This is a genomic window from Bradyrhizobium sacchari (assembly GCF_002068095.1).
GTDB classification, from domain to species: Bacteria; Pseudomonadota; Alphaproteobacteria; order Rhizobiales; family Xanthobacteraceae; genus Bradyrhizobium; species Bradyrhizobium sacchari.
Genome location: NZ_LWIG01000049.1, coordinates 1 through 21,641 on the forward strand (window position 1 = coordinate 1; position 21,641 = coordinate 21,641).

Annotated in this window: 14 protein-coding genes and 7 pseudogenes; 10 read left to right on the top strand and 11 right to left on the bottom strand. The window is 58.2% G+C overall.

What is annotated here, in order from left to right; all coding sequences use genetic code 11:
- A pseudogene (locus A5906_RS31730) lies at positions 1–554 on the bottom strand (transposase); the annotation flags it as partial.
- A gap of 25 nt (positions 555–579) precedes the next feature.
- On the opposite strand from A5906_RS31730, the pseudogene A5906_RS46500 reads away from it, so the two are divergent.
- Positions 580–669, top strand: a pseudogene (locus A5906_RS46500) (integrase core domain-containing protein); the annotation flags it as partial.
- Positions 670–923: 254 nt separating this feature from the next.
- On the opposite strand, the pseudogene A5906_RS31735 reads toward A5906_RS46500, so the two are convergent.
- A pseudogene (locus A5906_RS31735) lies at positions 924–1,894 on the bottom strand (IS110 family RNA-guided transposase).
- Positions 1,895–2,025: 131 nt separating this feature from the next.
- On the opposite strand from A5906_RS31735, the pseudogene A5906_RS31740 reads away from it, so the two are divergent.
- Positions 2,026–2,295, top strand: a pseudogene (locus tag A5906_RS31740) (integrase core domain-containing protein); the annotation flags it as partial.
- A 70-nt stretch (positions 2,296–2,365) separates the two neighbouring features.
- On the opposite strand, the gene A5906_RS42745 reads toward A5906_RS31740, so the two are convergent.
- Positions 2,366–2,518, bottom strand: coding sequence for a hypothetical protein (locus A5906_RS42745; RefSeq protein ID WP_161495460.1), 153 nt, complete (start codon positions 2,516–2,518; stop codon positions 2,366–2,368).
- A 398-nt stretch (positions 2,519–2,916) separates the two neighbouring features.
- On the opposite strand from A5906_RS42745, the gene A5906_RS31745 reads away from it, so the two are divergent.
- Entirely contained in the window at positions 2,917–3,156 is a 240-nt protein-coding gene (locus A5906_RS31745; protein ID WP_080139106.1) for a hypothetical protein, read from the top strand.
- Positions 3,157–3,437: 281 nt separating this feature from the next.
- Positions 3,438–4,456 (top strand): annotated as a pseudogene (locus tag A5906_RS31750) (IS110 family RNA-guided transposase).
- A 315-nt stretch (positions 4,457–4,771) separates the two neighbouring features.
- Here A5906_RS31750 and A5906_RS42750 read toward each other — a convergent pair.
- Positions 4,772–4,987, bottom strand: a complete 216-nt coding sequence (locus A5906_RS42750) for a hypothetical protein (protein WP_161495461.1) — start codon at positions 4,985–4,987, stop codon at positions 4,772–4,774.
- A gap of 701 nt (positions 4,988–5,688) precedes the next feature.
- Between A5906_RS42750 and A5906_RS31755 the strand changes: the two genes are divergently transcribed.
- The 3 genes and pseudogenes from A5906_RS31755 to A5906_RS31770 all read left to right on the top strand — a co-directional run bounded on the left by A5906_RS31755 (position 5,689) and on the right by A5906_RS31770 (position 12,170).
- A complete protein-coding gene (locus tag A5906_RS31755) occupies positions 5,689–7,683 on the top strand; it encodes a methyl-accepting chemotaxis protein (protein WP_080139107.1) in 1,995 nt (664 codons plus the stop codon).
- Positions 7,684–10,943: 3,260 nt separating this feature from the next.
- Positions 10,944–11,400 (top strand): annotated as a pseudogene (locus A5906_RS31765) (LLM class flavin-dependent oxidoreductase); the annotation flags it as partial.
- 170 nt (positions 11,401–11,570) lie between these two features.
- Positions 11,571–12,170, top strand: a complete 600-nt coding sequence (locus A5906_RS31770) for a GNAT family N-acetyltransferase (RefSeq protein WP_245327016.1) — start codon at positions 11,571–11,573, stop codon at positions 12,168–12,170.
- Between the two features lie 495 nt (positions 12,171–12,665).
- Here the strand turns inward: A5906_RS31770 and A5906_RS31775 are convergent, their stop codons facing one another.
- Both A5906_RS31775 and A5906_RS31780 read right to left on the bottom strand, forming a co-directional pair.
- On the bottom strand, positions 12,666–12,926 hold the full coding sequence (locus tag A5906_RS31775; protein ID WP_245327017.1) for a hypothetical protein: 261 nt from the start codon (positions 12,924–12,926) through the stop codon (positions 12,666–12,668).
- A 110-nt stretch (positions 12,927–13,036) separates the two neighbouring features.
- A complete protein-coding gene (locus tag A5906_RS31780; protein ID WP_245327018.1) occupies positions 13,037–13,366 on the bottom strand; it encodes a helix-turn-helix domain-containing protein in 330 nt (109 codons plus the stop codon).
- Positions 13,367–14,342: 976 nt separating this feature from the next.
- On the opposite strand from A5906_RS31780, the gene A5906_RS45430 reads away from it, so the two are divergent.
- Positions 14,343–14,750, top strand: a complete 408-nt coding sequence (locus A5906_RS45430) for a hypothetical protein (RefSeq protein WP_080139115.1) — start codon at positions 14,343–14,345, stop codon at positions 14,748–14,750.
- A gap of 352 nt (positions 14,751–15,102) precedes the next feature.
- Here the strand turns inward: A5906_RS45430 and A5906_RS31795 are convergent, their stop codons facing one another.
- Positions 15,103–15,975 carry a S1/P1 nuclease gene (locus A5906_RS31795; protein ID WP_161495462.1) on the bottom strand — a complete coding sequence of 291 codons (873 nt, stop codon included), beginning with the start codon at positions 15,973–15,975 and terminating at the stop codon, positions 15,103–15,105.
- Positions 15,976–16,564: 589 nt separating this feature from the next.
- The gene (locus tag A5906_RS41980; RefSeq protein WP_136615633.1) at positions 16,565–16,804 is read right to left on the bottom strand and encodes a hypothetical protein; all 240 of its coding nucleotides are present in this window, start codon (positions 16,802–16,804) and stop codon (positions 16,565–16,567) included.
- 565 nt (positions 16,805–17,369) lie between these two features.
- On the opposite strand from A5906_RS41980, the gene A5906_RS31800 reads away from it, so the two are divergent.
- Positions 17,370–17,891, top strand: coding sequence for a hypothetical protein (locus A5906_RS31800; RefSeq protein WP_080139110.1), 522 nt, complete (start codon positions 17,370–17,372; stop codon positions 17,889–17,891).
- Between the two features lie 82 nt (positions 17,892–17,973).
- On the opposite strand, the pseudogene A5906_RS46505 reads toward A5906_RS31800, so the two are convergent.
- Together A5906_RS46505 and A5906_RS31810 are read right to left on the bottom strand one after the other, a co-directional pair.
- Positions 17,974–18,111, bottom strand: a pseudogene (locus A5906_RS46505) (type II toxin-antitoxin system HipA family toxin); the annotation flags it as partial.
- Positions 18,112–18,205: 94 nt separating this feature from the next.
- A complete protein-coding gene (locus A5906_RS31810; protein ID WP_080139112.1) occupies positions 18,206–19,426 on the bottom strand; it encodes a diaminopropionate ammonia-lyase in 1,221 nt (406 codons plus the stop codon).
- 380 nt (positions 19,427–19,806) lie between these two features.
- Here A5906_RS31810 and A5906_RS31815 point away from each other — a divergent pair, with 380 nt between their 5' ends.
- Positions 19,807–20,067, top strand: a complete 261-nt coding sequence (locus A5906_RS31815) for a hypothetical protein (protein WP_080139113.1) — start codon at positions 19,807–19,809, stop codon at positions 20,065–20,067.
- A 397-nt stretch (positions 20,068–20,464) separates the two neighbouring features.
- Here the strand turns inward: A5906_RS31815 and A5906_RS31820 are convergent, their stop codons facing one another.
- Entirely contained in the window at positions 20,465–21,574 is a 1,110-nt protein-coding gene (locus A5906_RS31820; protein ID WP_080137402.1) for an IS630 family transposase, read from the bottom strand.
- Between the last annotated feature and the right edge of the window lie 67 nt (positions 21,575–21,641).

Consider the following 21,641-nt stretch of genomic DNA (forward strand, 5'->3'; position numbering starts at 1 on the left):
CCGCCGCTTGCGGACGGTGAGCCCTTCCTCGCGATAAAGCCGGTAGATCCGGTTGATCCCCGATGGCTCGCCCTCCCGCCGCAGCAGGACGAACAGGCGGCGATATCCGAAACGCCGCCGCTCGTTGGCGAGATCGCGCAATCGGCTACGCAGAACTGCGTCCGGTGGGCGGCTGGAGCGATAGCGGATCATCTTCCGATCCGAACCCACGATCGAGCAGGCCCGCCGTTCCGACAGGCTCATAACGGCCTGCAGATGCGCGACAGCAGCGCGCTTGGCGGCGGGCCCTACCATTTTTTTGAAAGGAGCTCGCGAAGTGCGGCTGCATCGAGCATCTGCTCGGCCAGAAGCTTCTTCAGCTTCCCGTTCTCCTCCTCCAGGGCCCTCAACCGCTTCGCCTCGGAAACGTCCATGCCGCCGAATTTGGCCTTCCAATTGTAGATTGTCGCCTCGGAGATCCCGTGCTTGCGAGCCAGCTCGGCCGTCTTCGCCCCGGCCTCATGCTCCTTCAGCACCGCAATAATCTGCTCTTCCGTGAACCGTGCTCGCTTCATCTGTCCGTCCTTCTTCGGGCCGGACTCTAACTCTTTCTGGAGGAAATGCTCAGTGGCAGGTCAGCACTACATCGCGCCAGGCAAGCCCATGCAGAATGCCTTTATCGAGAGCTTCATGTATAGACGGCCCCGCGGGTGCAAGAGGTTTTTACAGTACTTTGGATACCCGGTCGGGTGCGTTCATGTATCCGGCCTGTTACTGCGACCGATGCCATGGCCGCTGGCCCTGATGGAGATGCGGAGGCCTCATCAACGGGTCGCGCTTGTTGCGCTTAAAGCTCTTCGGGCTTGCTCGATCCCCAGCTCCGCCGGTGTCCATCATGCTGTCATTTGCCCTCACACCATAAGGTGGCCAACATACACGGAAAGTCAGGCCGCGAGCTTAGGCCGATAGAATTCCCCGGTCGTCATCATTGCCCATATGATCCGAGCCAACTTGTTGGCGACAGCGACGGCAACAACCATTGGCCGACGCCGTTCAAGCAGAGCTTCGATCCAGCCACCTCCGACCCGGGACCGGGCCTTTGGATACCGAACGACGTTGCGTGCCCCGATGACAAGCAAGTGCCTGAGATAGGAATCGCCCTGCTTTGTTATGCGGCCGAGCCTGTCCTTCCCGCCGGTGGAATTCTGTTTAGGCGTCAGGCCATGCCAGGCCGCGAACTCCCGCCCGGAGCGGAAAATTGCCGCGTCCGGCACGGTCGCGGCGAGAGCTGTGGCCGTTATGGGACCCATCCCGGGGATCGAGGACAGCAACTTCGCCATCGGATTTACGCGCTGAGCCAGCTCGCGCTCGATAGCCTCGACCTGCCGGTCCAATTCCTTCAGTTGGTTCACAAGGACGGCTAGTGCGATGCGGGCGTGGGCCGGTAGCGTCAGTTCCTCGTCATCCAACACGTACACCAGACCATCCACGCGTTGCCGGCCTTGCCCGACGATGATTCCGAACTCAGCAAAGTGAGCCCGAATGGCGCAGGCTGTCATGGTTCGTTGGCGGACCAATAAGCCTCTTGCACGATGAAGCATCAAGAAGCCCTGGTTCTCGCTGCTCTTGATGGGAACAAACCGCATATTGGGACGGGTAGCCGCTTCGCAGATCGCGGCCGCGTCAGCGGCGTCATTCTTGGCTCCTCTTCGTACGTAGGGTTTAACATAGGCTGGCGGGATCAATCTCACATCATGTCCAAACTGCCGAATCCCCCGCGCCCAGTGGTGAGCAGTCGCGCAGGCCTCAATGCCGACTAGACAAGGCGCGAGCGAGGAGAGAAGAACGACACGATCTCACCTCGCCGGAGGCGTTGCCGACCGGCCACTTGGCCTTGGCCATCAACTGCATGGATTTAAAATACCTGCTTCGAAATATCCAACCCAATTGTCGCGATTTCCATGGTGAATTGCTCCTGTTGCCGGGTTCGTCCATCCATCGCCAGTATATCGCCGGCGCGGAGGGAGCGGGGCCGTCTTCCCCATCAACGGCCGGCTGCGGGATGAACTGTTGAACGAGACGCTGTTTACCTCGCTCGCCCAAGCCCGCGTCGCGCTCGGATGCTGGCGCGCCGATTACAACGATGCACGCCCACACTCGCGGCTCGGATGGAAGACCCCGTCCGAGTTCGCCTTCACCTGCTACCCGCGCCGGGATCTGGCGCTGCGCTATGCCGAGGGCTCCGCGCCAGCTCCCGTCGCTCCCACCGCCCAACCGGGCAAATCCAATAGCCGGAGCGAACTCAGGATTGGATAAAACTTGGGGGCAAGGTCACGAACAGTCACTCGGGCGCGAAACCGGTGAGATTAAAATCGGCTCTTGCGCTTCACTTCCAATTGCAGCGCGCGTCTCCAGCCCAAGCATCATCGCGGTGGATATTCCAGTGCGTGCGCGCGATCTCGTTGCGACCGAACTCGTTCATCATGCTGCATTCGAGCCCGTCAGCGTTGCCCACGGATCCCACGCGGCCGTAAATCATCACTGTGATCCCCGCCAGCTCTCCAATCTCGCGCTGGAGCGGCCATTCGCCTGGTCGACAGTGTCCACGACCGTGTAGGGCCTCCAACCGAGTGCCGATCGGCGCATTCGATTACCATGCCCGCGTCGAACGATCCGACGCATCGCGTTGATCGCATAAAGAAGCTTAGCATTGTTCTAGGTAGCGAGTTTCGCCAAGGGCGTCGCGCGCGAGCGAACTTCGACTCTGGAGGTCCGATATCAGACTGCTAGTGACCGGGATAAGCCGGGCCCTGACTATCTTGCCTATCGATTCGCTGCGGCTCCTAGCAATTCATCTTAATGCGCACGGCCGGACCATCTGAACGGATCGTGAGGGTGCGCCTCATGGAGCCAATTCGATCAATTGGAGATTTTTCGATGCCGTACTACTCTTTCGATCTCGTGATTGGTGAGGAGTACAGGAACCAAGGAGGTCTCATCCTCGAGAACATTGAAGTTGCCGCCGATCGGGCGGATCAGCTTGCGACCGAGCTGTCTATTGTACATCCGGAACTGAAGGCCAAGGGCTGTGCGATTCGGGTTACCAGCGCCGAGAACGCTGAAGTCTATCGTAGGCCACTCGACCCGATCCCGTCGTGGGTGAGACGTCAGCACTAAGCGCTGGCAGTGGCGCGGCGATACCGAAGGCGCGCGGTTTCGCTTGTATGAGGGCAATCGCGCCTCTGCACGAGGCGCCTCGATGTTCCTGAGACAATTTACCTTGGAGGTTGGATCGCATAGCAAAGTGGGGCGGCAGATGAAACGTCTGCTGAATATTTAGATGCGGTAATGAGCCCGGCTCCGGAGCAAGGGGTCATGATGGTGGCTGTCCCCCGATAGATGATGAAACGGGGTCACGACTTGAGTCGGCCCCAAGCATCTGGAGACGGAGGACAGCCGTGGAGAATTATGCCGGAATCGACGTGTCATTGGAACTTTCGAGCGTGTGTGTTGTGGACGCCCAGGGTAAGATCCTGAAGGAAGCGAAGGTCGCAAGCGAACCCGACGCCTTAGTTGACTTTTTTGAGACGCTCGGCTTTGCAGTGAAGCGGATCGGGCTGGAGGCTGGGCCGCTGTCGCAATGGCTGCATGCAGGCCTGAAAGGTGCAGGATTTGAAACAGTTCTGCTGGAAACGCGGCACGTGAAGGCCGCATTATCTGCAATGACGGTCAAGACGGATCGCAAGGATGCCCGCGGGATCGCCCAGTGATCCGGATGGGATGGTTTCGGCAGGTACACGCAAAGTCGGTTGATGCGCAAGAGATCCGGGCACTCCTGATCGCACGCAAACAGCTTCTCGGGCGGCTGATCGATGTAGAATTAAGTATCCGAGGGATTTTGCGCGGCTTCGGTCTGAAGGTTGGCCCGGTGACGCGAAGGAATTTCGAAGCGCGGATTCGAGAGTTGGTTGCAGGCCAGGCGACATTGGAGCGCATTGCTGGTGCGATGCTTTCGGCACGATCGGCCCTGAAGGCAGAATACGGAAGACTACACCTTGTGCGTGATGATGCAGTCTGCCGCCGGCTTATGACAGTACCAGGCGTTGGCCCCCTGGTGGCCATCACCTACAAATCGGCGATTGATGATCCTCATCGCATTGTAAAGTCAAAGGCAGCAGGCGCGCTGTTCGGGCTCACGCCAAAGAAATATCAATCGGGAGAAAAGGACGTCACGGGCGGAATCACGCTGGCCGGCGATGAGACGGTGCGGACGGCATTGTATGAAGCCGCCAACGTTCTGTTATCGCGCATCACGCGATTCTCAAAACTCAAACGCTGGGGGATGGACGTCGCCAAGCGGAGAGGCTCGAAGCGCGCAAAGGTCGCCTTGGCACGCAAGCTCGCAGTGATCCTGCATCGGATCTGGGTCGATGGCACGACTTACCGATGGGCCGAAGCGGGCTCAATCGCAGCATAGAAGACGTGGAGGAGATCAAGAACGCAACCGGGATGAACTGAAGCCCGGTGCCCGAAGTCCCGTCGCCGGGACGGTGGATGCGGTGAAGCCGTTACAGGCCCAGTGGCGTCGTCCGACGAACCACGCGTATCTAGATAGGCTCACCGCTCCCTCTGACAGCATGATGTGGCGGCCAGGCGTCGACCACGAACAGAAGCATGAGCTCGGCGGCGTGGCGTTCACTCGGGAGGCTTGACATCATCGGGCCCATTACAGAAGTCGCGTGTATATGAATGGTGAGCCTTGGGGCGTCTTACGTAGAGTGCGGAAGCCAATTCAATGCGGGGGCCTCCGCGACTGCCATGGCATGCGCCAGTGCCATCCGCCGCAGCGCTCGTCATAGTCGAGCAAGCCGGCGGCGACATTGCAGCCGACGAGTGGCGGCAGGCTCACGCCTCGGCAATGAGTTGTCAAACCATCGGCGATGCCATCGCATCGCACGCAAACCTTGAAGCTGAAATCGCGGCTGAAATAATGGCCGGGGAAGCTCACTATCATTCCCATAGCTCTACCCAGTCTCCACGTTGATATAGTTTGCGATTGCGTCAGATCGCCTGGGTGCGCGGCACCGAGAAGGCACAGATCGCTTCGCAGACGTCGCAGGTCATGACCGCGGACTTCAACGCGGGGCTCAGCTTCGCGCGCTAAACAATATCGTATGCTAGTCTGCGCGTCCCATTACCTTTCTTTGATCCCGAAAAATGACCGTGCGGACATTCCGCACGGCCGAGTGAGGGAGGAAAATGCCCCAAAAGGGCGACTGAAGGGAGCGTCGAGACGAGTAGATTGCTTACTCACCGACAACTCCAAGCTTGCGCGAACGTCGTACTGCCGCGCAAACCAAATGCTCAAATAGCCGTTTCTTCGAGCTGATTGGCGGCGACTTCTGCACACCCTTCGCATGTTTTGTGCGCAAAAGACGCCTCGGCCGCAGTTATTTGCGTCAGCCGCGCCATCCGAAACCGTTGCGTCACATTACTGAGTTGTGCCCTGTCGGTCGGAGACGACAACGGTCAAATCGCATTCGTTCGGTCGCGCATGCTTTCGCGCACAAGTTCAGAATTTCGAAATCAATCCAGATTAGGCAGCGGCTCATCATCGACCGAACAAAACAGGTCAACTCCGGTCTCGCTCAATATGGATAGGCGTTCGTCAACATTGCGCCGGCGGCATGAAGTCATTCGAGGGACAAAATGAGCAACGTCATTTTCAACGCTAGCGGGCAATCGTCGGTCCGCCGTAGCTTTCGAATTGGATTGCGCGAGCAAATGGCGCTGCTTGGGATTTCCGGTGTCCTTGTCACGGGCGCAATCTGCGCCGCCGCTCTGTATTACGCGAGCCTGGTTCAGCGCGATGCGAACGCGAGCAACGAATTGAAGGCCTACGTCGTGTCATTGTCACAAAGTTTCTTGGAGTCAGGCCAGATCGCGGGTGACTTCCTTCGCAAGCCCACTGAAGTGTCGGTCAAGAAGCATGCCGATCATCACGAGCGTCAGCTCGCAGACCTAAGTCACGTCGAAGCATTGGTGGCCACTTTTCCCGACGACAGCCCGCTGAGGCAGGCGACCTCTCTGCGGCCGGTCATCAATCTTTATGCAACGCGCTTTCAGAACGTTGTCTCGGCGCAACGCAACCTCGGATTCAATGAAAATGATGGATTTCAGGGCAAGTTGCGCAAGGCCGTGCACGACGTCGAGCAACGACTGGGCGAGCTGAAGCAGCCACGCCTAACGATCTTGATGCTAACGATGCGCCGCCATGAGAAGGATTTCATCCTTCGGGGGGAAGACAAATATGGGGACCAGCTAGCTGACCGGGAGGCGGATTTCGAAACTGACCTTGCTCAGGCCAACCTGTCTCCAGAGGTAAGAACTGAGATCCTCGAACTCACCCGTGCTTACAAAGCAAGTTTTGTGTCGTTCATGGTGACGCAGCAGACGCTGAGCGACCAGGTGGATGATCTCGGGCAGATCTACGACCGCATTCGTCCGGCGCTGGTGATGATCATGGCTGCTGCTGACGCGCATTCTCGGGCTGCGGAAATCCGAGCTGAAAAAATCCGCCAGAAGTTGGTCTGGATCATCGGGCTTGCAACGCTGCTCGTAGGCGTGCTCGCTCTGCTATTCGGCCAGCGAATCGCCAAAACTATCGCTTCGATGACCTCGGCCATGCGTCAGCTTAGCGAGGGCCGGTTCGACGTGGTTCTGCCAGGCCGTGACCGAAGAGATGAGCTTGGCGACATGGCGGAAGCGGTAGAAATGTTCAAGCTGAGAGCTCGCGAGAAAGTGCAGGCCGAGTGCGACGCCAAGGCCGAACAGGATAAGACTGCTGCCGATCACCGTAAGGCCGATATCGCTCGGTTCGCCGGCGAATTCGAAGCAGCCGTGGGGCAAGTGATCAACACCGTCTCGTCCGCCTCCACGCAACTGGAAATGTCCGCACGAAGCCTTACCTGTTCGGCTGATCACAGTCGGCAAATCTCGCTCGAGGTCGCCTCTTCATCGGAAGAGGCGTCCGCCAATGTTCGACGCGTTGCGGCCTCGACAAGCGAAATGGCGACGACCATCGCTGATATCGGTCGCCAGGTCGAGGAAGCGGCCGATATGGCGCGCGAAGCGGTTCGCAAGACCGAACTCAGCGATCAGCGTATGGTTGGCCTGGCAGCCGCAGCGGAGCGGATCGGCAGCGTGGTTCAGCTGATCGCGGCGATCGCGCGGCAGACCAATTTGCTCGCGCTGAATGCGACGATCGAAGCCGCGCGCGCCGGCGATGTCGGCAGAGGTTTCGCGGTGGTCGCCCAAGAAGTGAAAACTCTCGCCACGCAAACCGCGCAAGCAACTCTTGAGATTGGTGAGCAAATTGGCGGCATTCAGACGGCGACGACTGAAGCGGTCGGCGCGATTACCGAAACGGGCGTCATCATCGCTCGCATCTCGGAGATCGCCATGACTGTCGTCGCCTCCATCGGGGAGCAGAAGGCGACGAGCAAGACGATCGCATTCAATTTGCAGGAAGCTGCCGCCAGGACCACTCAAGTGGCGGCGAATGCCGACGAAGTGACTCATCGCGCGAAGGAAACTGGAGGGGCCTCGATCCAGGTGCTGAGGTCTGCCGAACTGCTATCTGAGGAAAGCTCCCGGCTGAAGCGTGAGTTAGGCGGTTTCCTTGGGAGAGTTGAAGCGGCTTAGCTTAGCATTTCAACGCCGCAAGCTCTCGAAGCGCATTGAGATTCCTTCGAAGCCGAGTTCGCTCCAGCTGCGCGGAGTTTGGCGCACGCATACGCGCCCTGTCGTGCCGAATAGAAGCCCCGCCCGTCCTATCAAGCACCCCCCGCGCCGACCGCTAACTCATCTCTTCTTGGTCCGTGTTTCACTTTGATCGCTCCGTCGTTGTCAGCGCAGCATAAGGACCGGGACGCCGAGGCGTGGCGCAATTACCCACGATATACGAGGAAGGTCTAACTACGGATTCGTTCAAGGGCAGATTTTCTTTGCCTCCCCACTTTTGCGATCATTTGGATCGCCATTTAAGAGCAAGCCTAGGCTCGCCGCCATGAGCTCGATCGAAGCTAGGGGGCGCCGCAGAGTTCTCGCGATTCTGTCTGTTGGGAGACCTCGGCCATCAATCCTCGAAGTTTGTACTTTTCAACTGCGGTCCAGGGGCGCGCGTTCCTGTCGCGTACGAGCCCCGCTGCGACTATTTCCGCGGTCGGGTCGGCTTGACGTGAAGCTTCCCTTTTCATGACTACTCCATCGATTTCGGGAGATGAAGCCATGCAGCTTGCCTGCGAGTCAAGAACACCAATAGAGCTTGACTGCGTGTTCGCCTCGACCCAGTCAGCACTCGCTGAGTGCGAGCGAGCTGCTCGATGAAGCGAATCAAAGTGTGACGAAGTACCAATGTTGTGACGCGACCACACCGAGTGGTTCGAATACCGCCAGAAAGTTTGGAGAAACGCATTCGAGGAATCATGTTTGCGGCACGTGGCCGGCCGCGTCCATGCCGCCGGCCACCGTGCCTTAACGGAAGCATATCGTGGACGCTGATTGTGCTTCAGATATTCTTGAACGGGACAGCTACGTGTTCGAGTCGGACCAAACACTGCCGTCGGCTAACTGGGCCCTTGTTGCGGTCCGCCTCGACGGATTAGGTCGCCGAGCTTTGATGCCGGCGGGCGCCGCGGCCGCGCGGGAGAGGCACGATAGTTGCAGAGGCCACAAAGGGGACGAGCAGGCCACGCGTTCGTAGTGGTATCGCAGTTATGAAACAGCCGACATCCAGAGCGTCTAAAAAGGGAAGGAATCAGGAGGCAAAAACCCTTGTGTTAAGTCAGATCTAGCATGTTGGCCCCGGACCAACTCGGGCTCGACCTGAAAGCCTTGTTCGTCGTAAAGCGGCGATCGATCGGCTGGTTGCGCTGAAAAAATGCATTTCCTCATAGCAACAGCAGGAATAGTGCGCTCGATTCGAATAATGATTTATGCGTCGGCTGGCTAACGGCGACGGCAGCGAGTGCTGCTCTCCTTGTGCGATATAGTTGAGAGCGTTGCATGCCCAATCACGACCTTGTCTCGGGAAGTTTCTTGGCAGTGACCGTGGCCGGCATCGCGCTGCTTTGCTCGAGTCTGCTCGCCTTCGTCTTGATTTAGAGCCAATACACTGGCTGCGTTTCACGTCTTCCGTGCGGATTCACGCTTGGGCGTACGTTGGGCGAAAATATCCTGGTGAGTCCAGCCGGTCCCCTGCGATCGACTAGGGCCAGAACCGGACAACACGTCCTTGGACCTGTCTCGTGAGTCGGTAGCGATGAAGAAGTACTATTTTGATATCCGCGACGATGAAGGTGTGGAGCTGCCGAACATCGATTCTGCGCAGCAGAGGCGACCACTGCGCTCTCGGAGATAACACGCGAATGCGTCAGAGGCAGGCCGCGGCATCGCATGGCAGTTGAAGTTCGCGATGATCATGGCCCTGTCTTGGAGGCGAGCTTTAGCTTCGTGGTGAAAACCGCGCGACGTAAAAGCCATCGGTTCGGATCGGAATGCAGTTTTGCATGCCGATTGACCGCCAAAATTGCTGATCGTCAAAGGCGGTTTCATACAACCAAAATCCACAGCAGAGATCAGCTGAGTGTGAAAGTAGTCCACGCGCATGGGAAGAGCCAACAGGCTCTCGTCGAGGTATTCGCGAACCTCAGCTAGCGTGAGGCTTGTGGTACAGAATGTTTCAAGCCGGATGCGGAGCTGACAGGAGAAGAGGCAGCGCTGGCAGGAGAGAAAGATGCCAACCATATTCACATGGCGCGCCGAAGTCACAGATGCCGCAACTATCGCCCGCGTCGTTTACGCTCTGCTCGACGAGCGTCGGGCGGGAAGGCCCCCAGGGGCTCGAAATCGGCAGGCAAGACGCACAGGCGGTCCCAGCGGATGCCGACGTCGGCGCGGTGATCGCCTGAAGACGACGAGCCATTTTGAAGCGAATGCACAGCGATCTGCGTGGGCGGCAAGCTCGGAGAAATCTCGGAGCTTTATGTTCGCCCCATCATGAGATCGCAGGGCCATTGCGCCTCATCTGATCGCGGTCACTCTGGCGGAAAGGCGCGCGCGAGGATGGAGGCGGCTGGAGGTCGTAGCCCCGGGACGGCCGAAATGGAAGCGCACCGTCGACTTCCAACTGCGCAGCGGCTACGGGAGATCAGTCCCCGGATTCGCGCATGATATGAGCCCATGGTGCTCCGCTGAGGATGTCGTCAAGCGACCCCAAGCCCCAGGCGCATGTCTTCCGCGTAGGGCATGGCTGAGCCATCTGCGGGTCGGCCTCCTTGAAATTGCTAAGTAGCTTGTGTTCAGCGAAACAAATCTCATGTGAGTGGAAGTCCTTTGCGTCGTGCAACTTCCTCGTACCCAGAGATCGAGAGAAAATCTTCGTCGGAGTCCGGAACAGTTGGCCCCGCGAGATGAGAACCTTTTCGAAGACGACCAATGCCGTAGCTCTGATCGAGACAAGTGAGTTGTTACAGGCGATAGGTTTCTCACGCAGCAACAAACGATCCGTTCGTCGTAAATCTAAGAAAGCGGGTTTTCCAACGGCGGTGAAAAAGAGTTTGTCTTTGACCCGCGCGGTCGTTCTTTCTCTGAGACTATAAGTTCTAGTCAATGATGCTTGAGAGAGGGGAGCGCTGATGATCAGGAATGACGCCTCCGACGAGTTCAACAACTTTGATCTACGCAGGCCTCCGCGTTGTGCGATATGCACCCCGTGTTGTTGACCTAATTCATTTCGCGTCCGCGTGCTGACATCGCAGATCGCGCACACCTCCACAAACCATAGTCTGGCGTCCCATTGAACAACCGCGCGACCGCTCGCGTCGGGCGGCGTGAATGCAAAATGCTGCCTACCTCAATTCACCGCCCTTCTGCCCAAACTCAAAGTCGCCAAGGAAACCAGGATGACCACGAATAACGATCCCATAAGATTCGCCTATTGGGTGCCGAACGTGTCCGGCGGCTCGTCATTTCGTCGATCGAACAACGCACCAGCTGGGAGATCGACTACAATCGAAAGCTCGCCCAGATCGCCGAAAACGCCGGTTTCGACTATGCCTTGAGCCAGATCCGGTTCACGGCGGGCTACGATGCCGACAAGCAGCACGAATCCATCACTTCTCGCACGCGCTTCTCGCAGCGACCGAAAAGCTCAAGGTCATTGCCGCGATCCTTCCGGGGCCGTGGAATCCCGCGCTTGCCGCGAAGCAGATCGCGACCATCAGCCACCTGACCAACGCTCGCGTCGCTGTCAATATCCTCTCGGGTTGGTTCCGCGGCGAATTTCATGCGATCGGCGAGCCGTGGCTGGATCACGACGAGCGGTATCGCCGCTCGGAAGAGTTCATCAATGCGCTGCGCGCGAGTCAGCTAGCAGTGAAGCGAAGAGCTTATCGCCTCTCAATGGTGTGAACCAAGGTGTCATCTGACGTTCAACATGGCGGCATATCGACCTTGGGTCGATGCTGCGGTAGCTTTCCTGCCCAGATGCTTCCGCACAACTACGGGGTCAGCCTGAAGGAGGATGTGACATGGTGACCACACGTGAAGTGTCTGTCGATGACGCCACAACGGTGACCCAGATGGTTGCCGCCCTGCTTGCCGAACTTGGGGCAGGCCACGCACAGGCCGGATTAGATACCCAGCTCGTTGCCGATCTCCTCGCCATGACAGAGCGCGTCTCAGGGTTTCTCGCTTTCACCGAGGAACGCCCTGTCGGCATCATCATGTTATCGGAAAGCGCGTCCCTTTTTGCGCGCGGAACCTACGGCATTATCACTGAACTTTACGTAGTGCCGGATCAGCGATCATCTGGGGTTGCGATGCGCCTCATTGAGGCTGCCGTGGGCCTGGGGACGAAAAAAGGCTGGGGCCAGCTCGAAGTGGGGGCGCCCAATCAGCCGATGTGGAGCCGCAGCCCGAACTCAGCTTTGTACTTGAAAGCCGGTTTTGCAGAGATTGGGCCGCGTCTCAAATTGCCTTTGCATGGCCTGGCTCGTCCACGAGTGCAAAGTAGCCCTGCGGCGGCGCCATCGCGGCTAGATCCTCGGCGGCGACGCGCGTCGCCGCCGTATCCCGGATTCATCCACTGCAAGATTTGCATGAGCGTCGATTTGTGGGGGCTCACTTAGCCCACGATAAAGTATGTTTGGAACCGGCCGATAGGTCAGAGAGCAGCTGCGCAGCAGCCTGCACATACCAATCCGTTCGCCGCTTGTGAGTTGGTCCTCTTGTCCAGTTCGAACGTCAAAAAAAGAGCTGCGAGCCACGCAGGGATGCCAACGTTAGCGCGCCGCAAGCATCCAGCAAGCGGCGACGCGCTCGCCAGCTTACCTGTGCATCAGCGGTCGGCCCCGCAAGCCAATGCACGCGTTGCGGCTGTGCCGCTCGCGCAAGAGAATGCTGAGGCGACGTAGCTCGGTAGAACGCGTCAACCTCGCTTGGCGAATTATGAATTTCGCTGGCATCGAATTGGGCTCCGGACTTTGCCAAGGTGACACGGCGACTTGGCTAAGGGCGCGGCCGTTGCGCCGCACGGCGAAGCTCATGGCCGTCCAAGTGGTGACGCCCCCAGCAATTCCTGTGACCCCGTTATAACGACCATCTCGAGCACGCCATGTGCCGGGCTACTGGTCCTCTGCCGAATGCCAGTCCACGCCGTGGAGGCGGATCATCTCGCGATGTGCCCGATTGATGAAGGCGCGCTCGACGCAAACGCCGGCAACGACTGATGCGGCCAACGCAAGGCCGCAGGCAATGTAGCTATTGACAAAGTCCCACAAAATGTTGCCGCCGGCGACTACAACAAAAGTGAGTGCCATGACCGTATTGCGTATTGCCCTGATCATGTTATTCCCCAGCTGATCGGCGAGGATGTTTGCAATCACGACGATCAGCAGCGTTGATAGTCGTGATTCGCCGTATTTCTGCTAGACCAGCTTGGGTTCGAGCGCGATGCTCGGCGCCGTGAGTTTTCTCAGGATTATCCGACTTCATCTCAGGAGTCTCGTGCGGCTTTCAGACGAGCTCTCTCCAGCCGATGCCTGAGCCCGCTAAGCCTCCTAGCCAATTTGGCCAATTCCTGAATACTGAGTTCACCAACAACAAATTGCTCCGGCTCTTCTTGCTGTGCGGCGATATCCGCGAGACGTTTGCAAGCGTTGTCTGTGAGCGACAGCTGTACGACACGGGCATCTCTGGTGCACGGCCTGCGCCGCAGAAACATATTTTTCTCCAGCAATTTCGATTGTGTCGTGATGAAGGGGGTCAACTTTGCAACAACGTTGACCGGGACACCCTTGTCCCTGTCCAAGTCCGTCAGCACCATCAAGATCATCATTTGTGGCCAGTAATGCCGAGCGCATTGGCCCGGAAATGGTAAAAATCCTCCAGACACAGATTGATAGATCTGATCTCCCAACGTGAACCGCCGGACCATGACACTCGGCAGAGCCTTCTCCGAGTTGGCTTGTAGGGTCAAGCAAATTCGGCGCCATCGGATGTTGGGTGCCCGATCCTTAAACTTGTTTCACGTCAGCAAAACGCAACGAAGATCTGTGCTGTTCGGTTGCCGAACCTCGATCCGCCAGGCCCGGCGCGAGGGCTCGACAAGTCGTCATCCCACCAGCGCAGCTTCCGCTGCTGGTCCGTCTAATGCAGGAAGTCCGACACCAGATCCGCACAACTAATTTCGCGCGCCGCGCAAAGATTGGCTTAGCCCCCGTGGATTCAAGTACGTCACAACTTCGCACAACCGCTGCGGTGAAATCCGTCGAAAAAAACCACTCGAGCACGGAATTTCACCGTCAAGGCGCGCCCGGCACTTATGGGATCGCCATGTTGCGGCTGTCCGTGGCAAGAGAGTCCTGCTTGGCGAGTTGACTGACGAGACATCATCTCAGTGCGGAAGCGATCCACTAGCAAGCACAAGTCAACAAAACGACGAAGGGGGAGGGCATCGCCGCGGGCGAGTATGCGACTAGAAAACAGTCTTGGATTTCCTCTCGCTCAATCCATTCGAATTCAAGAACGCGCGCTCCTGTGCTATCATCCTCCTCGGGCGTGGGGGAATTTTCGATGCTGGATGCCGCTACCACCGCACTTTTACGCGCTGTCCTAGAAGAGGTCTGCAAAAACGTTTCTCAGAAAAATTGCGGCGTCCGCGCACATGTCGCCTCAAAGCTTCTGGAAGCTGCCAACAGAGGTGAGAGGACACATGAGCGTCTCAAACAGGTAGCGTTAGACGCGCTTCGCCAAGCGCCAAGCATGTGGCGGTAAGCGGCCAAAGTAATGTTGTCAGTCAGGTGAAGTTCCAAGTCACGGTCCTGAAGATTCTAGTGAGTTATCCGGATGGGTTCGCGCCGATGACGGAGCTTAAGCGAGACATGGCCATATTAGCGACGAGCGGTCGCGATTGGGCGAAGCGCACCAAGAGGTTGGCCGCCCGTGTTCCGAATCTGGACATCTTTTCTCAGCAGCTTATCGAGCGCGTCAGCGATGGGTGGCGCATCACGCAAAAGGGACGGGCCGTACTCAATGTGATGGAAGCGCCCACGATCCCTGCGGAGCAGCAGGTAGAGATGGAGGCCGCCGCTCCAGAGTCATCGAAACCTATGCTGACGAGATCGCTTCCGTTCGAAGCAGGCCGGCGGCAAGAACATCAGGGCCGACGTCTCACTTTCGACAAGCGACGGCGATCCACGCGATCCTAGCCCAAGCCGATACAGGAACACGTCTGCTGAAACGAACCGATAAATACACGAAGAAATGCACCGCCGTCATTCGCCGGACCAGCCCATGTCCCGGGCGTTTGCACTACCGCTGCTGCCGATGATGTGATGACGCAACTGTGCGGCGTTCAGGCGCAGGGGCCTCAACGAGCGCCTGTTTCCGATGAGCCTCTTCCGCTCTTTCTGTTCCGGCGATAGCGCTATCGCGACGTGGAGGGCGCTCTCGCGACTGGGGCATTCCAAGCAAAACGGGCCTGATGCTGATCGAGCCTTCGTCCCAGAAATGAAGCGTTAACGACGCAGCTCGGTCCCAATCGCTTCAGGAGAGGTTCGCCTACGACCCTCCGAGAGCGTCATCGAGAATAGCTTTGAGGCGCGCTGCTCCTTTAGCCAGTTCACGACCGAGGTCTGGTTTGATGGCTATCGCGTAATCGTTGTTGATGTCTACGGGATGGCTCGTGTCGGTGTGGTCGGGCGTTCCTGGCGGCAAAAGCTGATAAGCCTTTATTCCAAGCGCGTGCGTGTCGTTTGCCCAGGCGCCGATACGTGCTTCGTCATACGGCGGCATTTCCACCACCGGCAGCGGATTGGCATCGAGCGCGTCCGCGTAACTTCTCCAGGAGTAAGCCTGAAGGTCAACCAGAGAGTCGTCCCACATACTATGGAAGGTTGATGTCTTCGTATACGCCGTTCCATCGGACCGCTTGGCGTGCAGCACGACGTGCAGTTTGTTGCCACCTTGATCGCCGTTGCGCTCGCTGGCATGCAACGGCTGCTCCAGATCCCCAACAAGGTGAACAACGAGCCTCAGCGCGCGCAACCTGTCACCTTTGGAGCTCGACTCGTCTTTCAGGATCGCGATCGCTGCCGGAAAACCTTGCACGATACAGGTGCCCTGGTTGTTAATGTCCTTGCAATCGAGGGCGGCGTCGTAGGTCGAACGTTCGATGTCGATATCGACGAAATGCCATCGATACGTGCTCTTTCCTTCCGGCGTGAATTTGTAGTCATCGACCCAGCTCGAGATGGCGGCCAAGTAGGTGGCCCCGATGAGCTCTTTGAGCTTGGCTCGCGCGGCTGGACTCAAGTGTCGCTGCGCCAGTTCTGCAATGACAGATGTCCTAGCTGTCGCCCAGGCAAGAGCGGAAGAGACGCTGGCTGCGAAGGCAGCGGCGCAGATCGGGAGTACGAGTCTGAGCGGTGTCACGATGCTTACCCTGGTTTTGCTGATGTGTACTGCCGATCGATGCTTAGCTACGGCACGTTGACGGGCGGCATGGGGGCGGTCGGGTGTGGCACGAAGCCGGTGTTGTGCTGACCGCGCATAGTCAACATGATTGCAAAAGCTACAAAGAGGATGAGGAGACCGCGCATTCGATGAGATTAATAAAAAATGCGTATCGCAACTATCAAACGGATCACATCCGGTACTTTGGCAATGAGCGTGGGGACATTGGCGAACCCGCAGCACGATCAGACGCAGCGGACTTGGTGAGCAAGGTCTTGGGATTCGATATCATGTTCGCCTTGTCGCGACTCGGCGAAAAACACCGCCATCACGCCGAAAAGATGCAACCCATCTGCCGGGCGGTCCGCCGCGCGCGAGAGGTTTTCATCCTCCGAAGTGCGCGCCGCTTGCCGGATTGCAGAGTGCCAACCTGGTCAAACGGAACATTTTCTCTATTGCCGCCCTGGTACACGGCAATGGGCCCAAGGCCGAACGGCTCTGAAGCAGCAGGCCGCAAGGGAGGAAGCGCGAGCACCGGGACAAGGCGGCTGCGAAAGCGGAAGCTGTCCTATTTCGGATTGTGGTCAGCATACACAACCAATCGCCACCGGATCGATCCTTGCGCCGATGTATGCGTATGATGTCCGTGCGGCGGCAAAGCGTGTCCTGCTGCAATGCCGATTTCGCGATGACAGCCCATGCACCGATAAATTCCGGCCAACGAGGCCGCGGTTCGTGGGCCCTGATCGTGATCAAAAGCATCGCTCGTAGATGGCTGCAGATAGTTCGGGTTCTTGTAGACAGCCATTCAACTTCTCTCAACCGACCAATTTATGTTGCCAGCGCGTTCTTCGGCGCCCATACCTTGTGAAATGAACTTAAGCTGTGCGCGCGCCATCGTGGCGATGAAACTAGACCCGTGAGCGGGTGTGGGGCCTGCGCTTTTCTGTTCGTCATGCAGCATTTGTGCGCCGTGCCGCGTTTTTTCGTGGGGAAAGCATCGATGGGTCGAGCAGCTGACTAGGAACGCTGGAAGTTGTCCAATCGCAACAGTCTTCCAATGCAGCTTGCTGATTTGCTGGCCAAAGCGGAAGCAGCGTTTGAATGTCCGCGGAATAGTTGCCCTTTCGCGACAACTGGTTGAATGCGACGGAGCCCTGGCACTCTAGCTCCGCAAGTCTGGATCATTCAGTTTTAGAAAAGTGTAAGTAGCACAGGCGTCGCTGCGATGGATCCCAACGCACCTCATAGGACGAGATCGAACGATCGGAAAAAGTTGCGTAGAGCGATGCGCTGTCGACCCACAAGTCTTGACCATCGCCGGCTGTGACGTCAACAAGAAAGCTAATACGATGAGAATGACGGGCTGAGAGATGGCGAATGTAGTTGATCAAGCGAACGGCTCGGAGTTGCCGCCCGTTTTGCACAGATCGACAAGACGGTTTGCGTGGCTTTTCGCGCTCATGGCCGTCTGCATCGGCCTCTGCGCCGGGGCAGCCTATTTTTGGATCAATATCGAAAGAGTGTTCGAGACGTCGTCGGCGCGTGAGGTCGACCCAACGCCGCGCCTGTCACCGGAAGATAGAGAGGCTCTTTCGGAGATTCGGTCGGGGCAGCAGAGGGCGAGTGATCAAATTGAAGAGCTCAATCGCAACATCGGTACGCAGCAAACCGATTTGAAACGGCTGGCCGATCAGATCGAGGCGCTGACCTCGAAAATTGAGTCTTTGCAAAATCCAGCTGTCGCTGCGCCGGTTACTCCGGCTCCTTCTCCGCCGCCAGCCCATCTCGTTTCGAGGCCGGCGAAGAGAGTCGTCCAACCCTCTAGGCCAGAAGGGCCGGTCTCGGTCGGAGGCGCGCCGCTGATCCCCGAGCCGACCACGGACCAGCGTTGATGTTCAGGCGACGGCTTTCTGGTGGACGGCTGTCGTAGTTGTAGCGCTTCGGTCTTGTGGGCTCTCGAGCTTGGCTCGGTACAACGCTGCAGTCCAGCGCCTGAATGAAAGGCTTCAAAATGTGTGTGGTCGGCCGGCCACCCTTGGCGAGTCCAACTGTCTCTCCCTCAAGGCAGACGGCGAGCTTGTCCTGTACTCCGGCGAGCGACATCCGGAACCCTACAATCACAGAAAAAGTGATCGTACGTGCCGATATTTCGGCTCGCTCCGATCAGGATCCGAGCGAGGGATGAAAAAATAGACCGTCTCCAATCTCAAAGAGGGGGTCTGGGTCGAAACGCCCGATTTCTTGCCGTCACTTGCGCTGGCGTCGCACCGACGAACTCTTCATAAAGGCGAGGATCGGTCGCACCCTCGGTGTTAATCAGGAAGACCCGCGCATTTCGTCCAAGACCAATCTTGCCGCGCGAAGTCTGGTCGGACGCAACCCTTAGCAATGCTGCGAGACCAACGCCACCACTTTCGCCTGCAACGACAGCGGGGTCACCATCGCTGGGATTTACCAGACGCTTCATCACACTGATTGCATCGTCATCGTCGACAGTCATAAACGCGTCCGCTGCGCGCGACAGGATGCGCCAGGCGACGAGCGAAGGCTCGTAGCACTCGAGCATCGCCATCACGGTCGATCGCCCATGATCCACCTTGACAGGATGCCCGGCCCGAGCGCTTTCAAAGAGGCACGCCGCACGCGACGGCTCGACAACCGTAAAGAACGGGCGGTTGTCGCTCAACAGAACCGAAAAGTGTCCCGCAACTGCTGCGGCGACTCCACCCACGCCCGCCTGGACGAAGACGTGGGTCGGCAATTCGGGCAACTGGCGCAACGCCTCGCTCAGCAGAGCGGTATATCCCTGCATCACCAAGCCGGGGATACGCTCGTAGCCGGGCCAGGATGTGTCTGACACCGTGATCCAACCCTTTTCCGCGGCAACTCGGGACGCTTCGGCGACGGAGTCGTCATAGTTGCCGTCGACGCGGATCATCTGTGCGCCAAAATCGGCGATGGCAGCGATACGTTCGTTGCTGACGCCTGAGTGAACGAATATGGCGCACTTCGCGCCTACCAGCTTGGCGCCTTGCGCGACTGACCTGCCATGGTTACCGTCCGTGGCGCAGGATACCGTCATCTCACGTGCCACGGCCATCACTTCAGGTAGATGAAGTTCCGATATGTCAATAGCTCGGCCGAGCCGCCGCGTTGATTCCTCCAACACTAGCCGGATCACGGCATAGGATCCCCCCAAAGCTTTGAAACTACCGAGACCGAGACGATGACCTTCGTCCTTTAGATAAATCGAGTGAACTCCGATCTCACGCGCAAGACCCAGCAAAGAAACGAGAGGCGTTTCCTCGTGGTCTTCGCGATGCCTGAGAAACCGCTCGACCTCGCGGGCGGCTTCGACGCTCAATGTGTCGGCATCCGAGGCGTCCAAAGGCGAGTTGCGTTCGGTATGCTGATTGAGAAACAACATGGTCCGACTTTCTTGCCCGTTAATGCCTCGATGTGGAGCACTTCATTCGCAACGACACCTTTGCGCGAAATCGACGTCCTCAACTGGGTTACGTTACCGTCAGAATCTTGATCTCTAGCACGCCGCCGCTTCCCATGCTTCGCCGGAGCCGGAAAAGAGCTCTCCATCACAGGAGCGGCAAGGGACGGGGTGTTCCTGGTCTGCTCTCGGCGTCGTATCAACAGATCAAGCGCGCCCTGTGCGAAGGCCTTCGTGGAACTGCTCCATCACGCCACCTGGCGACGACTACGTCAAGACATTGGGCGAGCCCGGAAGTCTGTCCGCGTTGCGCTGGTGCCCACTTGCAAAACGGTACAAGCGATCGCAGCAGGGAAGGTCAAATGCATCCGTCCTACCGGCGGCCGATGAAGCTTGTGAGTGAGGCGGCGGCCGGAGTTGGGCAGCGCTACGTCCATCTGGCTTGCGACGACAATCGGCTGCTCGACCCCGGCGCCCGCTGGATCCCCGAGCGAAGTAGGGACCCAAAAAGGGAAATCGGCCCAAGCGTCCGGAGCGCCGTGTCCGATCGTTCCGTTTACCCCTTTTCCGCGCTGCTGACGTTTCGTTCGATCAAATCGCCGGCTGAGCTGCTCCCGGAGTAAACTCGGCTGGTTGCGGTCGTTCGGGTCGGGTCGCCGAGCTGCGGGCAGCGGTGTCGCGCCGCGATGCGCAACGCCTCCGCCGGGCAGCATGACCTGAGCGAGCCATTTTCCGTGTCCCCCAAGGTGATCGTTATCGGCTTCGCTGACCCCCCGCCTCGCCGGGACAAAAAGTGTCCATAGCGGACCCTAGCGGAAGCTGCCCGACTTTCAGCCCCGCGGTTCATAAGAAATTTTTGCCGAAACTGATCTTCGAACGCTTTCTAATCCCCGCTGGCGTGCGCCAACGGACGCCGCGGCCGGCGATTGGTGCTTGTACGCTCACTTGAAGTATTGCTCGGCGTGAGTTCTTCAACGGCAGGCGACCTTCGCCAGTAGGTCCTCTGCTAGTCACGTGAATCTAAAGTTCGCCACATAAAGTCTGCTGGGCTTTGTGGCAGAAGCGTTTGACGGAAGCCAAAATCTGGTCTGCGGACTTGGTCCATTTGAAGGGCTTGGGATTTTTGTTGTGCAGGTCGATGAAGGTACGGATGTCGGCCTCGAGCTGCCTGACGGAGGTGTGAACACCTCGCTGGATCTGCTTTCGGGTGAGCTCAGCGAACCAGCGTTCGACCTGATTGATCCATGACGCGGAAGTCGGCGTGAAGTGGACATGATAATGCGGCCGACGGGCGAGCCACGCTTTGATCTTGGGTGTTTTGTGAGTGGCGTAGTTGTCCATGACGATATGGACATCGATCCCTTCAGGGACTTGAGCGTCGATCTCTTTGAGGAACTTCAAGAACTCGACTGCCCGGTGGCGCTTGTAGCATTTGCCGATGACGAATCCAGAGGCGACATCGAGCGCGGCAAACAGCGAGGTCGTACCATGCCGCACATAGCTGTGCGTGCGCCGTTCCGGTACGCCCGGCATCATCGGCAGGACCGGCTGCTCGCGATCCAGGGCCTGGATCTGGCTTTTCTCATCGACACTGAGGACAAGGGCTCGGTTCGGTGGGGAAAGGTAAAGGCCGACGATATCGCGGACCTTGTCGACGAACAGCGGGTCGCTCGACAGCTTGAATGTCTGGCTGCGGTGCGGCTGCAGGCCGAACGCCGTCCACATTCGGCGGATCGTGGTGTGGGAAAAGCCAGTTTCCGCAGCCATTGAGCGGATCGACCAGTGCGTCGCGTCGGGTGGCGTTGTACGCAATGTCCGCTCAATTACCTCAGCAACCTGATCGTCGTTGATGGTTCGAGGGCGGCCCGGGCGGGCCTCGTCAAGCAGGCCATCACAGCGATCCTTCAAAAATCGGCGGCGCCACTTGCCGACGGTGTGTTCGTGGAGGCCGAGTTCGACAGCCACAGACTTGCTTGGCAAGCCATCCGCACACCGCAGGATCGCGCGGCAGCGCTCAGATAGCGATCGGGCAACGCGATGACGACGAACTTGTCTCTCCAAGTACGCCCGCTCCGGCGGACTAAGCACCAACGGCGCGATCGGCCGGCCTCGCTCACCTGCATTCGCCACAAGCTCTCTCCTCTGTAGAGATTCGAGCTATCAACTAATGTGACGAACTTGCGTTCCAGATGACTAG

Excerpts from the sequence above, each read along its gene's own strand:
- A5906_RS31770 (WP_245327016.1), top strand. The coding sequence starts at position 11,571 with ATGGTGACCACACGTGAAGTGTCTGTCGATGACGCCACAACGGTGACC.
- A5906_RS31745 (WP_080139106.1), top strand. The coding sequence starts at position 2,917 with ATGCCGTACTACTCTTTCGATCTCGTGATTGGTGAGGAGTACAGGAAC.
- A5906_RS42745 (WP_161495460.1), bottom strand. The coding sequence starts at position 2,518 with ATGATTTACGGCCGCGTGGGATCCGTGGGCAACGCTGACGGGCTCGAA.
- A5906_RS31755 (WP_080139107.1), top strand. The coding sequence starts at position 5,689 with ATGAGCAACGTCATTTTCAACGCTAGCGGGCAATCGTCGGTCCGCCGT.
- A5906_RS31815 (WP_080139113.1), top strand. The coding sequence starts at position 19,807 with ATGCATCCGTCCTACCGGCGGCCGATGAAGCTTGTGAGTGAGGCGGCG.
- A5906_RS31780 (WP_245327018.1), bottom strand. The coding sequence starts at position 13,366 with ATGGTGCTGACGGACTTGGACAGGGACAAGGGTGTCCCGGTCAACGTT.
- A5906_RS31810 (WP_080139112.1), bottom strand. The coding sequence starts at position 19,426 with ATGTTGTTTCTCAATCAGCATACCGAACGCAACTCGCCTTTGGACGCC.
- A5906_RS31800 (WP_080139110.1), top strand. The coding sequence starts at position 17,370 with ATGGCGAATGTAGTTGATCAAGCGAACGGCTCGGAGTTGCCGCCCGTT.
- A5906_RS41980 (WP_136615633.1), bottom strand. The coding sequence starts at position 16,804 with ATGGCTGTCTACAAGAACCCGAACTATCTGCAGCCATCTACGAGCGAT.